Below are 13,610 nucleotides of genomic sequence, written 5' to 3'. Positions count from 1 at the left end.
AAAGGGGCCTGCTTGTGATCGATCGCCGTTTCTTCCTTGCCGCCAGCACCGCCGCGCTTGTCGGGGCCTGCACGCCACGGATCGGGATCGCACCCACGCCTGCCCGCAATCCCGACCTTTTTTCCGATATTCAGGAACGCGCGTTCCGCTTCTTCTGGGACACGACCGATGCCGCCACCGGCCTGGCGCCCGATCGGTGGCCGACGCCCAGCTTCGCCTCGATCGCCGCGATCGGCTTTGCGCTGACCGCCTATGGCGTCGGCGAAAAACATGGTTGGATTACCCGCCAGCAACACGCCGAACGCACGCTGACCACGCTGCAATTCCTCGCCGACGCGCCGCAGGGAGACGGCGCGACGGGCTTCAGCGGCTACAAGGGCTTCTTCTACCACTTCCTCGGCGTGACCAAGGGGCAGCGCTTTGCCCGCTGCGAGCTGTCGACGATCGACACCGCGCTGCTGCTGGGCGGGGTCCTGTTCGCGCAGAGCTGGTTCGACCGCACCGATCCGAACGAGGTCCGCATCCGCGCGCTGGCCGAACAGCTGTACCGCGCGGTCGAATGGGACTGGATCATGCCGCGCCCGCCGTTCGTGTCGATGGGCTGGCACCCGGAGAGCGGCTTCATCCGCTCCGACTGGAATATCTATAACGAGGGTATGATCCTGTACGTGCTGGCGCTGGCCAGCCCGACGCATCCGCTGCCGCCCGCGACCTGGGGCGCGCTGACGCAGCAGTTCGATAAGAGCTGGGGCAATCGCTGGGGGGAGCCGCATCTGCAATTCGCGCCGATGTTCGGCCACCAGTACAGCCATGTCTGGATCGATTTCCGCGGCATCCGCGACCCGTATATCGCTTCGAAGGGCATCGATTATTTCGAGAACAGCCGGCGTGCGACCTATGCCCAGCGCGCCTATGCCAATGAAAATCCGGGCGGCAAGGTCGCCTATGGCAATGACTGTTGGGGGCTGACCGCCTGCGACGGGCCGGGCGATTTCACCGTCACGATCGATGGCAAGCCGCGCGAATTCTACAGCTATTCCGCGCGCGGCCCCGGCGAGCGTGACGATGGAACGCTGGCGCCGACCGCCGCGCTCGGATCGATCGCCTTCGCGCCGGAAATCGTCGAGCCGATGGTGACGAAGGTGCATGCCCGCTATGGCGCGGGCATCTATGACAAATATGGTTTTCTCGACAGCTTCAACCCGACGCTGACCCGTACCGACGAACCGCTGAAGCATGGCAAGCTGGTGCCGGGCGTGGGCTGGGTCGATGGCGATTATCTGGGGATCGATCAGGGGCCGATCGTGCTGATGATCGAGAACCGCCGGTCGGGCATGATCTGGGAGGTGATGCGCCGCAATCCGCATATCCGGCGCGGGCTGGAACGTGCTGGGTTCAAGGGGGGCTGGCTGGCGTGATCCCGTTCGTCCTGCTGGCGGCGGCGGCGCAGGCAAAGCCGCTCGACCGGTTCGACGATGTGGCGGCATGGCGCGCGGCATCGTCGGACGGGGTGAGCGCCACCGCGACCGCCGTGCCCGGCGCAACCGACAAGGCGCTGCAACTACGCTATGATTTCGCGAAGGTGTCGGGCTATGCCTTCGTCCGCCGGACGCTGCCGATCACCTTTCCGCCAAACTGGGAAATGCGGTTGAAAATCCGCGGCTCGGGCGGGGTCAACGACCTGCAGATCAAGTTCACCGACGCCGACGGCAGCAATGTCTGGTGGGTGACCAAGCCCAATTTTCGCCCCTCTTCGGATTGGCAGGAACTGCGCATCCGTCCGCGCGACGTGCAGTTCGCGTGGGGGCCGACGCCCGACAAGACGCTGAAATTGACGCAGGCGGTGGAGATCGTCGTCGTGCGCGGGCGTGACGGTGGTGTGGGTACGATCGAGATCGACGACTGGACCTTCGAAGCCCTGCCCCCGCCCCGCCCGCTGCCCGCCCCGGTGGCGAGCGACCGCAAAGCGATCGATGGCGACCGGACGACCGTGGCCAAGGGGCCGGTGACGATCGATTTCGGCGGCCAGCGCGAACTGGGCGGGGTGGTGCTGCACTGGGCGGGCGCCGCGCCCGCTTACGCCATCGAAGCGAGCGACAACCGCCGCCGCTGGCGCACGCTGCGCAGCGTTCGCCAAGGCGATGGCGGCAGCGATCCGATCGCCCTGCCCGATACCGAAACCCGCTATCTGCGGATCAGCGGTGCGACGGGGTTGGCCGAGGTCGAGGTAAAGGACCGCGCCTGGGCGGAAACACCCAATGCGTTTATCGCCGGCCTGGCGCGTAACGCCCCGCGCGGCCATTTCCCACGCGGCTTCACCGAACAAAGCTATTGGACATTGGTCGCCAGCGACGGCGGCGCGGTCAGCGGGTTGATCGGCGAGGATGGCGCGGTCGAGATCGCCAAGGGCGGCTTCTCGGTCGAACCGTTCGTGGTCGACAACGGCCGGACGATCGCGTGGAGCGATGTCGCCACCGGCCATGCCCTTGAAGACGGCTATCTGCCGATCCCGCACGCGACGTGGAACGCGAGCGGGTGGACGCTCGACACCAGCCTGTTCGCCGATGGCGACAGCAAGCGGTTGATGGCGCGCTGGACACTGAAGAACACCGGCGACACGCCCCGCACGCTCCGCCTCGTGCTGGCGGTACGGCCGTTTCAGGTGAACCCGCCCGCGCAGTTCCTCAGCCAACGCGGCGGGGTCAGCCCGATTTCGACGCTGGCGTGGGACGGTGGCGCGATGGCGGTGACGACGCCCGATGCGATCACCGGCGATGCGGCGATCACCCGGCGTCTGTTCCCACTCACCGCTCCGGCACGGGCATGGGCGACGCCATTCGATCGGGGTGCGCTGACCGATCCTGCCACGCCGGGTACGGCAGTACGAGTCGAGGACCCGACGCAGCTCGCCTCGGGCGGGTTGGCGTATGACGTCACGCTGGCACCGGGCGCAAGCTGGACGACGGCGATGGCGCTGGGCGGCGATGCGCCCGTAACGCAGGCGACACTCGACGCCGCCCATGCCGCGACGCGTGCCAGCTGGCAACGGACACTGGGCGCGGTGACGATGAACGTACCGGCGATGAAGCAGCCGCTGGCCGATACGGTCAAGTCGGCGCTGGCGCAGGTGTTGATGAGCCGCGACGGCCCCGCGCTGAAGCCCGGGACCCGCTCCTACGACCGCAGCTGGATTCGTGATGGCGCGATGATGACCGAGACGATGCTGCGGATGGGCGTCGTCGCGCCCGGCCGTGCCTTTGCCGACTGGTACGGGCCGAACCTGTTTGCGAACGGAAAGGTGCCGTGCTGCGTCGATGCGCGCGGGCCCGATCCGGTGCCGGAAAACGACAGCCACGGCCAGTATATCCACCTCGTCACCGACCTGTATCGCTATACCGGGGACAAGGCAGCACTGGCGCGCGACTGGCCGAAACTGGACGCGGCGCGGCGTTATATGGAAAGCCTCGCTCAATCCGAACGGACAGCGGCCAACCAGACCCCGGAACGGCGGATGCTCTATGGCCTGATGCCGCCATCGATCAGCCATGAGGGCTATTCGGCCAAGGCACAGTATAGCCTGTGGGACGATTTCTGGGCGCTGACCGGATACAAGGACGCCGCCTTCGCCGCGCGCGTGCTAGGCAAGCCGGAGGCGGCGGAGATCGAGGTGCAGCGCGACCGGTTCCAGCGCGATCTGCACGCCGCCATCGGCGCTGCGGTCAAATTCTGGAAGATCGACTATATCCCCGGTGCGACCAGCATGGGCGATTTCGACGCGACCTCGACCACCATGGGGCTCGACCCGGCGGGGGAACAGGCGCGGCTCGACCCGACGCTGCTGGCCAATACCTTCGACAAGCAATGGCGGCGGGTGATGGCGCGACCGGTCAGCAGCGACTGGGCCGACTACACCCCATACGAACTGCGCAACGTGTCGGCGATGGTCCGGCTGGGCTGGCGCGACCGCGCGAACCGGATGCTTGATTTCTACATGAGTGACCGGCGGCCGGGCGGGTGGAATGGCTGGGCCGAGGTCGTCGGGCGCGACCCGCGCGAAATCCGCTTCCTGGGCGACGTACCGCACGCATGGGTCGCGTCGGACTATATTCGAGCCGCGCTCGACCTGTTCGCCTATGTCGAACCGGAAAGCCAAGCGATCGTGCTGGCGGGCGGGCTGGACGACGATTGGCTGGCGGGCACGGGATCGGACGTGCGCGGGCTGCGCACGCCGTACGGCACGGTCGATCTGGCCATCCGGGCGGACGGAGATGCCGTCGTCGCGACCATCGACGGCGGGGCGATGCCACCCGGCGGCTTCGTGCTGCCATGGCCGTTGGCGGGCGAGGCTGGACGCGCGACGATCGATGGCAAGGCCGTCAGCATCGCCAAGGACGGCCTGCACATCCCGGCGCGCAGCGGACCAATTGCGGTGCGGATGGAACGCCGACGCTGAAATCTCGTTTCGTTACGGTGCCGTATACTTCGGCGCGGGGCGAAGGGGGAATATGCGCGGCTTGAAAGCCAGTTGGGGTGCAGCCGCGCTGCTGTTGTTGGGGGCATGTAACCGGCATCAATCGGCGCTCGACGTGTTCGGCGACGAAGCCGCGACCGTCCGCCATCTGACCGTCATCATGCTGATCGGCGCGATCGTCATCGCCGCCGGGGTCGCGGCGTTGATGATTACCGCCGTGCGCGCGCCGGAGGGCAAGCTGACCCTGCGGGGCGGCATGCGGCTCGTCGGATGGCTGGGCGGCGTGCTGCCGGTCGTCGTGCTGCTGGGACTGCTGCTCTACAGCCTGCCCGCCATGCGGCCGCTGCCGGTGGCGAAGAACGACCTGCGCATCGCGGTGCAGGGCGAACAATTCTGGTGGCGCGTCCGCTATCAGCCGCCGGGTGCTGCGCCGGTCGTCACCGCCAACGAAATCCGCGTGCCCGTCGGCCGGGTCGTGCAGTTCGACCTGACCGCCGGCGACGTCATCCACAGCTTCTGGATTCCGGGGCTGGCCGGCAAGATGGACATGATCCCCGGCCGCACCAATACGCTGGTCGTCCGCGCGACGAAAGCCGGCAAGTTCCGCGGCGTCTGCACCGAATTCTGCGGCCTCAGCCACGCGCTGATGGCGTTCGACGTGGTGGCGATGGAGCCGGCCGCGTTCGACGCGTGGCTGGCCAACGAGCGCCGCCCCGCCGCCCCGGCCGCAGACACCGCCGCCGGTGCGCGCGCCTTTGCCGCCAATGGCTGCACCGGTTGCCACGCCATCGCCGGCACGCCCGCTGCCGGGCAGATCGGGCCGGACCTGACCCATATCGGCAGCCGCACGTCGCTGGGCGCGGGCACGACGCCGATGACCCGCGACGCGCTGGTCCGCTTCATCGTCGATGCGCCCGCGGTCAAACCCGGCGCGCGGATGCCCGCCTATCCGCAATTGTCGCGTGACGACGCGCAGGCGATCGCCGCCTATCTGGAAAGCCTGAAATGAGCCTGCACGCGCAAGACGATCCCGCGCTCCGCGCCGCGCAGGAGGAACGCCTTCGTGCCGTGTGGAAAGCGCCGCAGGGCATTTTCCTGCGCTGGACCGACTGCAACAACAACCGCGTCGGGGCGTGGTACACGCTGACCGCGTTCGGCTTCATGCTGTTCGCGGGCGTACTGGCGCTCATCATGCGCACCCAGCTGGCGGTGCCGGAAAACGATCTCGTCTCGGCGAACAGCTTCAACCAGCTGTTCACGCTGCACGGCTCGATGATGATGTTCCTGTTCGCCGTGCCGATGTTCGAAGCGGTGTCGATCATCCTGTTGCCGCAGCTGCTGGGCGCGCGCGACCTGCCGTTTCCGCGGCTGTCGGCGTTCGGATACTGGTCGTTCCTGCTGGGCGGGGTGTTCGTCGGCGGGTCGATCTTCTTCAATGCCGCGCCCGATGGCGGCTGGTTCATGTACCCGCCGCTCACCACCCGTACCGACCTGTCGGGGCTGGGTGCCGACATCTGGATGCTGGGCTTGAGCTTCATCGAGGTGTCGTCGGTGGCGGCGGCGGTCGAGCTGATCGTCGGCGTGCTGAAGTGCCGGCCGCCGGGGATGCGGCTCAACCTGATGCCGCTCTATGCGTGGTATATCCTGGTCGTCGCGGTGATGATCCTGTTCGCCTTCCCGCCGCTGATCGCGGGCGACGTGCTGTTCGAAATGGAGCGGTTGCTGAACTGGCCGTTCTTCGATGCGGCGCGCGGTGGCGATCCGCTCTTGTGGCAGCACCTGTTCTGGATCTTCGGCCACCCGGAAGTCTATATCGTCTTCCTGCCGTCCATCGCGCTGTTCGCGATGATGATCCCGACCTTTGCCCAGCGCCACCTACTCGGCTATCCGTGGATCGTGCTGGCGGCGGTCGGCACCGCGTTTCTGTCGTTTGGGCTGTGGGTCCACCACATGTTCGCTACGGGGTTGCCCAAGATCAGCCTCGCCTTCTTCTCAGCGGCCTCCGAAGCGGTGGCGATCCCGACCGGCATCCAGATTTTCGCGTTCATCGCGACATTGTGGGCGGGCAAGGTCAAATGGTCGACGCCGCTGCTCTTTGCCAGCGGCTCGCTCGCGGTGTTCGTCATCGGCGGGCTGACCGGCGTCATGGTCGCGATCGCGCCGTTCGACTGGCAGGCGCACGACACCTATTTCGTCGTCGCCCACCTGCATTACGTGCTGATCGGCGGCACGCTGCTGCCGCTGTTCGGCGGCCTGTATTATTACTGGCCGCTGATTACCGGCAAGAAACTGTCCGACAAGATGGGCCGCACCGCGTTCTGGATGTTGTTCGTCGGCGCGAATCTGACCTTCTTCCCGATGCATTTCAGCGGGTTGTACGGCATGCCGCGCCGGGTGTTCACCTACCCCAGCGAACTGGGCATCGATTACCTCAACCTTGCCTCGACCATGGGTGCCTATCTGTTTGCGCTGGGCACACTGGTCGTCTGCATCGACCTCGCCCGGTCGCCCTGGCGGCCCAAGGCGGCGCGCAATCCTTGGCATGCCGGCACGCTCGAATGGCTGGCGCATCCCGATGACGAGGATTGGGGCATCCGTTCGGTCCCGCTGATCGAGAGCCGCTACCCAATCTGGGACCAGAAGGATTTCGTGAAGAAGGTCGACGAAGGCCGCTTCTTCCTGCCCGATGCGGAGGAAGGTCGGCGCGAGACGATCGTGACGACCGTCCTAGACGCGCGCCCGCTCTATGTCGTGCGCCTGGGTACGCCCAGCTGGGTGCCGATGCTGACCGCGATCGCGCTGGGCAGCGTGTTCATCCTCACCACCTATCACCTCTATTGGTGGTCTTTGGCCGGCGCGATCGCGACGCTGGGTTTCGTCCTGTACTGGTTGTGGACCGGCACCGCCGAAATTCCGGAAAAGCCGTCCAAGCCGATCGGGCACGGCATCGAACTGCCGCTCTATGTCTCCGGATCGGCAGCGCCCGGATGGTGGGCGATGTTCATCACGATGATGGCCGACGCCACCGCCTTTTCGGGCCTCGTCTTCGGCTATTATTTCTTCTGGACGGTGCATCCCGAATTCCCGCCCTCCGGCCCCGGCATGGATGGCCCCGGCACCTTCTGGCCGATGGTGGCGCTGGGCGTCGCGACGGTCAGCTGGATCGCAACCATAGCCGCGCGCGAGAGCAACAAGCGCGGCGGCGTGGGCGCGGCGCGCGGGTTGCTGGCGCTCGGTATCCTCGCCAGCCTTGCCGGCATCTGGGCCGGGTTGCAGGGGCCGCTGACCACCGGGCTCGACCCCGAACTGCACAGCTATCCCGCGATCGTGTGGGTGCTGGTGATCTGGACCACCGCCCATGCCGGCGTCGGTGCGATCATGCAGGCCTATACGCTGGCACGCAGCATTGCCGGGCGGATGACGCCGAAATATGACGCCGACCTGCGCAACATCACGGTCTATCAGCACTTCGTGGCGCTCACCGCCATCGTCACCTATGCGACGATCGGCCTGTTTCCGGGGGTCGCATGAAGCGCGGGCTGCACGGCATGGTGGCCAAGCTGAAGGTCACGCTCTGGTCGCTGATCGTGCCCCCGACGGTATGGGCGGTGCATTTCCTGTTCTCCTATCTGTGGGCCGCAATCCACTGTGCGAAGGTCGGCGGGTTTCCGCGCTTTCCGATCCTCTACACGGTCGGGACGGTCATCGCGCTCGCGCTGATCCTCGCAGCGGGAATCGTCGCCCACCTCCAGTCGCGCGTCCCCGGTGACGTGCCGCCGCATGAGGAAGGCACCGACAGCGACCGCATCCGCTTCCTCGCCTTCTCCACCGTGCTGCTGGCGGCGCTCAGTTTCGTCGGCGTGATCTTCACCGCCGCGCCGGTGCTGTTCCTAACGGATTGCCGATGAGGCGGACGAGCCTGATCGTGGGGCTGGTGCTGCTGCCCGCCGGGTGGCTGGCGGCGGCGCAGGCGGGGATGGTTGGGCATATGGCCGGGCACATGATCGCCGTCGCCATCGCTGCGCCGCTGCTGGCGTTCGGGCTGGCGGACACCCGCTTCGATCCCGCGCGCCGCTGGCCGCAGGCGGTCACGCCGCTTGCCATGTCGCTGGTCGAGCTGGCAACGGTGTGGGGCTGGCATCTGCCCGCGCTCAGGATGCTGGCCGACACGCATCTGGCGGCGATGATCGTCGAACAGGCGATGTTCCTTTTGGCCGGGTGGCTGCTGTGGGCCGCCGTGCTCGGCACCGGACCGGATCGGCGCGCGGCGGGGGTCGGCGCGCTGCTGCTGACCTCGATGCACATGACCCTGCTCGGCGCGCTGATCGGCCTTGCGCCGCGTCCGCTCTATCCGGCGATGGCGCATGGGATGCACGACGCGCTGGCCGACCAGCAACTGGGCGGGGTCGTCATGCTGATGATCGGCGCGGCCAGCTATTTCCTCGGCGGCCTTGCCCTGCTCGCCACCCTGTTACGCCACCCGGAGCCGACGCCATGACCATCCGCCTCACCTGGAAGCGCGTGATCGTGACGCTGCTCGGCATCTTTGCGTTCGGCATGGCCTTTGCCTGGTCGGGGCTGTTCAACGTCGCGGCATCGTCGGGCCACTGGGCGATCAGCGACTGGTTCCTGCACTGGGTCATGCGCAATTCGGTGCAGACCCATGCCGCCTTCTCAACGCCGAAGGACGCCAAGGACGATAGCGGGCTGGTCAGCGCGGCGGGCTATTACGCGTCGTCCTGCGCATCGTGTCACGGCGCGCCGGGCGTCCGGCCGCTGCCGCTGATGCAGGCAGCGACGCCCCCTGCCCCCGACCTGTCGAAAAACGCAAAGGAATGGACCGACCGCCAGCTGTTCTGGATCCTGGAACACGGCGTGAAGTTCAGCGGCATGCCTGCCTGGGCCGCGAAGGACCGCCCGGACGAGGTGAAGCGCATGGTTGCCTTTGTCCGGCGCCTGCCGACGATGACCCCGGCCGAATATCGCGTGCTGGCGGGCAGCAATGCACAGGGGTTCGGATCGGCGAACGGTCGGTTCGACAGCTGTGCCGGTTGCCATGGCACTGACGGCCTGGGTCGTGGTCAGCGCGACATTCCGATCCTGGCCGGGCAGAACCCCGCCTATCTCGCCGCCGCGCTCGAAGCCTATGCCGCCGGCCACCGCCAGAGTGCGGTCATGGGCAATGCCGCCGCACAGCTGACGCCCGAAGAGCGCGTGGCGCTGGCGCAGCGCTTCGCTGCGATGCCGGGCATCGCGCCGGGCCGTGGCGGCAATGGCGATGCAGCGGCACGACAGATCGTCGAGCGTGGGTTGCCCGACAAGCAGCTCCCCGCCTGCCGCAGCTGCCACGACGCCGCCGGGGTCAAGCGCTTCCCGGTGATCGATGGCCAGCGATCGGTCTATATCGCCGGGCGGCTGCGCCATTGGCGCGGCGAAAAGGAAGTGGTCGACGCGCGCAAGGATCAGGCGACAATGCCGGTCATCGCGCGGCGCATTCCGGAGGACATGATCGAACCGGTTGCCCGCTATCTGGCCGGGGAGTGAGCGGCGATTGTCGGGGCGGACCGGTGTTCACGTCTACAACGTCACCCCGGGCTTGACCCGGGGTCCCGCTCCTTTCCGACGGTAGCAGAACAAGCGGGACCCCGGGTCAAGCCCGGGGTGACGAGGTCGGCTATCGGTCTCGGAACGGCGGGCAACGCGTTGACAATGGTTCAGTCCGACCGGAAACCGCTCTAGCATGCGTCCGATGGCTCCCGATTTCGACCTCGACCCGCAGACGGTCCTGCGCGCCTATGCCAGCGGCATCTTTCCGATGGCCAACGACCGCGATGCGCACGGCATCTATTGGGTCGAGCCGAAGCTGCGCGGCGTGCTGCCGCTCGACGGGTTCCACCTGTCGCGGTCGCTGCGCAAGCTGGTCGCGTCGGATCGCTACCGCGTCACCGCCGATGTCGCGTTCGAGGAGATCATCGAGCTTTGCGCCGAAAGCGCGTCCGACCGGCCCGAGACATGGATCAACGGCACGATCGAGCGCGCCTTCCTGCGGCTGCACGAAATGGGCTTCGCCCATTCGGTCGAGATATGGGACGGCGACCGGCTTGCCGGTGGGCTGTACGGCCTCGCGCTGGGGCAGGCGTTCTTCGGCGAATCGATGGTCAGCCGTGCGCCCAGCGCGTCGAAGGTCGCGCTGGCGTGGCTGGTCGCACGGTTGAAGGTTGGCGGATTCCGGCTGCTGGACTGCCAATTCCAGACCGACCATCTGGCGACGATGGGCGCGGTGGAGATTCCGCGCAAAGCCTATTCGGCGCTGTTGTCCGATGCGCTGGGGATCGATTCGGCGGGTACCGGGCTGGTGTCGGGCGCATTCGACGCGCTCGACCGGCGTGGGGGACTGGCCGCCGGTGCCGCCGCCCCTGCCCCGGCCGATACGGTATCGGGGCCGGTGTCGGGGAAGGACATCGTGCAGCTCTTGGGCCACACGTCATAGATCGGGTGGAGCACGACGTTCAGCGCCGGACGTTCCTTGAACAGCCAGCCCGAAAAGGCGCGCCGCCACTTCGCATCGGTACCGCGCACGTCCATCTGCACAAACGCGCCGGTATATTGCTCCTGCTCCCACGGCGCGGTGCGTTCGCAGGCGCGCAGCCGCACGATCACGTCGCCGACGCGCACCGCCTGTCCGGGCTTCAACGTCAGGTCACGGGTTTCGCCGTTACGCTTGTTCAGCAGTCCGACGACCGCGACACGCTCTGCCATCGGCGTGGCGCCGGCCAGCAGGCGGCTGTCGAGGCCGGTATCGACGCTGACCACTTCGGCGGTGCCGGGGCGCGGACGGGCCGATTCGGGTACGGCGACTTCCGCACGCGGGCCGTCGGATGCCGCCTGTCGCGATTGCCAGCGCTGCCAGCCGAACCAGCCGCCGACCGCCAGCAGGGCCGCGATCGCCAGCCCGGCCAGCCAGCGGCGCAAGTTCACGCGTCGGGGCTCCACGCCTCGTAATCGCCGGTGGCGCGCACGCGGGCGCCGCCCTTGTCCAGCACGCCCGGCGGACGATAGGCGAGCGCGGTGCCGGTCTGGTTCGGGATCGCCGGCTTCTGCCACTGGCGCACCGGCGGCAGCGACTGGTCGGGCGTGCCCTCGATCTGATGGTGCAGCCAGCTGAACCATTCGGGCGGCACGCGGCTCGAATCATTCGATCCCGAATAGATCACCCAGCGACGCGGGTTGCCCGCCGTGTCGCGACCGCCCTCGTAATAAGCGTTGCCGAGGTCGTCGGTGCCGACCTGCGTCTTGCCGCGCAGACCGAGCCAGGTGCCGAAGGTGGCACCATTCCACCAGGTGAAGACGTTCGCGAGGATTCCCATGCGCGACCGCTTAGCGTAGCCCCACGCGCACGACAATGGGGTGGATCATTTCCACGCCACCTTGTCGCCCGCCGCGATGCCCAGTTCGGCGGCACGCCCGCCGCCCAGCTCCAGCACCGCCGACACCGGCTCGCCCGAGGGTACCGGCGCTTCGGAAAAGGGCACGGTGTTCTCGGCCACGGTCGCGATCGTGTGGTCGGGGCGGATGAACAGGATGTCGAGCGGGCTCGGCGTGTTCTTCATCCAGAAATTGGCCGTTCTGGGCGGCCCGCCATCGGGGGGATAGGGCGCGAACAACATGCCCGCATCGGGCGCCAGCGGCGGGCGGTACATCAGCCCCTGCTGCTGCTGCGGCTCGGTTGCCGCTACCTCCACGGTGAAGCGGTGCGCGGTGCCGTCGGCGGTGGTGATGGTCAGCGCGGTCTTTGCCAGCGCCGCCGGTTCGTCGCCCGCCTTGTCCTTGCATCCGCCCAACGACGCCAGCAGCGCGACCGCCGCCAGCCCGGAAACTCCCAATGCTCTCACGCTGTTACTCGCCCGTTTCGACCAGAACGGCCAACGGCCCCTTCTGCCCCTCCACGATGCGGGCGACAAGCCGCTGTTCGGGATCGACCTCCTCGATCCCGCCGCGCCGCAGCGTTTCCATGTGGACGAAGACGTCGCCCGGCTTGCCGTCGCGGACCAGGAAGCCATAGCCTTTCAGGCGGTTGAACCATTTGACCGTGACCGGTTCGAACGGCCCGGCCTGATCGGCCAGTGCCACGCGGTCGGGGCGGTCGGCGACGCGCCGCACCGGTTCGATCGCGCTGGACAGGTCGATGTCGATGATTTCCACCGCCTGCATGCCGCGCGACCGCCGTACCGCGTTGCAGGTGATGACTGCCCCTTCGGGCAGCGTCCGGCGGCCATGCGCCTCCAGCACCGAAAAATGGACCAGAACGTCGCCGATCGTCGAATCGTCGGCCACCGCGAACCCGAAGCCGCGCGTCACGTCGAACCATTTGATCGCGCCGCGCACCGCCGGGATCACGTCCTCGTGCGCGGCCGCCATCATGGCCGGTACCGCATGTGCCGTCACGCAATCATCGGCAATCGTTCGCGCTTCCAGACGCATCGTCGCTTGCTCCCCCTGGGGCGCATTCTAACACGATGTTTCACGAACGCGACGATTTCTTTACGATGTCATCCCTCCCAATCCGTATCGTCGCCGGACGCCTCCAGCCCCACGATCCGCCGGGCGAGTGCCGGGGCGTGCCCGGCACGCACCATCGCCGCGATCTGCTTCTCACGACGGTCGCGCTCGACCGGGGCGGTCGCGAACGGGCCGATCCGCTTGCGCCGGGCAAAGGCGAGCGCGGCCTCTTCCGCCCCCTCCTCCAGCGTGTCGCGAAATGCCCCGGCGTCATCCGCGCCGACGCCCGCGTGGCGCAGGGCGTCCTGCACCCGCCGCGCACCCAGGCCCCGCCGGGTCATCGACGCCACCCGCGCCTCGGCAAAGGCGCGGTCGTCGACATAGCGCAGCTCCGCCATCCGGTCGGCCAGCGTGTCGATATCGACCGGCCCCTCGCTGCCGCGCTCACGCAGCTTGCGGTTGAGATAGGTCACGAGTTTCGCCCGCGTGGTCGCATAGCGTTCAACATAGCGTAAGGCGGCACGCTCCAGAGCGGGCTGGTCGAGCGGCGGGAGCGGACGGCGAGGGTCTCGGGACATGCGCCATGTTTGTGCCACACTGGGCGGCGATTTTGAAATCAACTGTGCCGCGCGGTCCTTTG

At 67.5% G+C, this 13,610-nt stretch carries 12 protein-coding genes and 1 pseudogene; 8 read left to right on the top strand and 5 right to left on the bottom strand.

Annotated elements, in window-relative coordinates; genetic code table 11:
* Positions 1-14 precede the first annotated feature (14 nt).
* The 8 genes from ASE67_RS09340 to aat all read left to right on the top strand — a co-directional run bounded on the left by ASE67_RS09340 (position 15) and on the right by aat (position 10,961).
* Positions 15-1,418, top strand: a complete 1,404-nt coding sequence (locus tag ASE67_RS09340) for a glucoamylase family protein (RefSeq protein WP_055759884.1) — start codon at positions 15-17, stop codon at positions 1,416-1,418.
* Positions 1,415-4,453: a galactose-binding domain-containing protein gene (locus ASE67_RS09335; RefSeq protein WP_235511858.1), complete on the top strand. Its 3,039-nt coding sequence runs from the start codon at positions 1,415-1,417 to the stop codon at positions 4,451-4,453. The genes ASE67_RS09340 and ASE67_RS09335 overlap by 4 nt, the downstream gene beginning before the upstream one ends.
* 52 nt (positions 4,454-4,505) lie before the next feature.
* Positions 4,506-5,480 carry a cytochrome c oxidase subunit II gene (coxB, locus tag ASE67_RS09330; RefSeq protein WP_055759878.1) on the top strand — a complete coding sequence of 325 codons (975 nt, stop codon included), beginning with the start codon at positions 4,506-4,508 and terminating at the stop codon, positions 5,478-5,480.
* Positions 5,477-8,002, top strand: a complete 2,526-nt coding sequence (locus ASE67_RS09325) for a cbb3-type cytochrome c oxidase subunit I (RefSeq protein WP_055759875.1) — start codon at positions 5,477-5,479, stop codon at positions 8,000-8,002. The genes coxB and ASE67_RS09325 overlap by 4 nt, the downstream gene beginning before the upstream one ends.
* The gene (locus ASE67_RS09320) at positions 7,999-8,379 is read left to right on the top strand and encodes a hypothetical protein (RefSeq protein WP_055759872.1); all 381 of its coding nucleotides are present in this window, start codon (positions 7,999-8,001) and stop codon (positions 8,377-8,379) included. Before ASE67_RS09325 ends, ASE67_RS09320 begins: the two co-directional genes overlap by 4 nt.
* Entirely contained in the window at positions 8,376-8,969 is a 594-nt protein-coding gene (locus ASE67_RS09315) for a cytochrome c oxidase assembly protein (protein ID WP_055759868.1), read from the top strand. The genes ASE67_RS09320 and ASE67_RS09315 overlap by 4 nt, the downstream gene beginning before the upstream one ends.
* Entirely contained in the window at positions 8,966-10,015 is a 1,050-nt protein-coding gene (locus ASE67_RS09310) for a c-type cytochrome (RefSeq protein ID WP_055759865.1), read from the top strand. The genes ASE67_RS09315 and ASE67_RS09310 overlap by 4 nt, the downstream gene beginning before the upstream one ends.
* A gap of 196 nt (positions 10,016-10,211) precedes the next feature.
* Positions 10,212-10,961: a leucyl/phenylalanyl-tRNA--protein transferase gene (aat, locus tag ASE67_RS09305; RefSeq protein WP_055759862.1), complete on the top strand. Its 750-nt coding sequence runs from the start codon at positions 10,212-10,214 to the stop codon at positions 10,959-10,961.
* Positions 10,962-10,996: 35 nt separating this feature from the next.
* Here aat and ASE67_RS18175 read toward each other — a convergent pair.
* The 5 genes and pseudogenes from ASE67_RS18175 to ASE67_RS09285 all read right to left on the bottom strand — a co-directional run.
* Positions 10,997-11,230: pseudogene (locus tag ASE67_RS18175) on the bottom strand (DUF2155 domain-containing protein); the annotation flags it as partial.
* 215 nt (positions 11,231-11,445) lie between these two features.
* Positions 11,446-11,838, bottom strand: coding sequence for an NADH:ubiquinone oxidoreductase subunit NDUFA12 (locus ASE67_RS09300; RefSeq protein ID WP_055759859.1), 393 nt, complete (start codon positions 11,836-11,838; stop codon positions 11,446-11,448).
* 45 nt (positions 11,839-11,883) lie between these two features.
* The gene (locus tag ASE67_RS09295) at positions 11,884-12,363 is read right to left on the bottom strand and encodes a DUF192 domain-containing protein (protein ID WP_055759856.1); all 480 of its coding nucleotides are present in this window, start codon (positions 12,361-12,363) and stop codon (positions 11,884-11,886) included.
* Positions 12,364-12,367: 4 nt separating this feature from the next.
* A complete protein-coding gene (locus ASE67_RS09290; RefSeq protein WP_055761517.1) occupies positions 12,368-12,892 on the bottom strand; it encodes a cold-shock protein in 525 nt (174 codons plus the stop codon).
* Between the two features lie 128 nt (positions 12,893-13,020).
* Complete coding sequence (locus tag ASE67_RS09285; protein ID WP_156348568.1) at positions 13,021-13,548, bottom strand: regulatory protein RecX; 528 nt, start codon at positions 13,546-13,548, stop codon at positions 13,021-13,023.
* Positions 13,549-13,610 lie beyond the last annotated feature (62 nt).

This window comes from Sphingomonas sp. Leaf23, from assembly GCF_001421585.1.
Classification (GTDB): Bacteria; Pseudomonadota; Alphaproteobacteria; order Sphingomonadales; family Sphingomonadaceae; genus Sphingomonas.
The sequence above is the reverse complement of the archived record's forward strand: the minus strand, read 5'-3'. Positions and strand labels throughout refer to the sequence as shown.

Coding starts and splice junctions, on each gene's coding strand:
- coxB (WP_055759878.1), top strand. CDS start 4,506: ATGCGCGGCTTGAAAGCCAGTTGGGGTGCAGCCGCGCTGCTGTTGTTG.
- ASE67_RS09325 (WP_055759875.1), top strand. CDS start 5,477: ATGAGCCTGCACGCGCAAGACGATCCCGCGCTCCGCGCCGCGCAGGAG.
- ASE67_RS09320 (WP_055759872.1), top strand. CDS start 7,999: ATGAAGCGCGGGCTGCACGGCATGGTGGCCAAGCTGAAGGTCACGCTC.
- ASE67_RS09315 (WP_055759868.1), top strand. CDS start 8,376: ATGAGGCGGACGAGCCTGATCGTGGGGCTGGTGCTGCTGCCCGCCGGG.
- ASE67_RS09310 (WP_055759865.1), top strand. CDS start 8,966: ATGACCATCCGCCTCACCTGGAAGCGCGTGATCGTGACGCTGCTCGGC.
- aat (WP_055759862.1), top strand. CDS start 10,212: ATGCGTCCGATGGCTCCCGATTTCGACCTCGACCCGCAGACGGTCCTG.
- ASE67_RS09300 (WP_055759859.1), bottom strand. CDS start 11,838: ATGGGAATCCTCGCGAACGTCTTCACCTGGTGGAATGGTGCCACCTTC.
- ASE67_RS09290 (WP_055761517.1), bottom strand. CDS start 12,892: ATGATGGCGGCCGCGCACGAGGACGTGATCCCGGCGGTGCGCGGCGCG.
- ASE67_RS09285 (WP_156348568.1), bottom strand. CDS start 13,548: ATGTCCCGAGACCCTCGCCGTCCGCTCCCGCCGCTCGACCAGCCCGCT.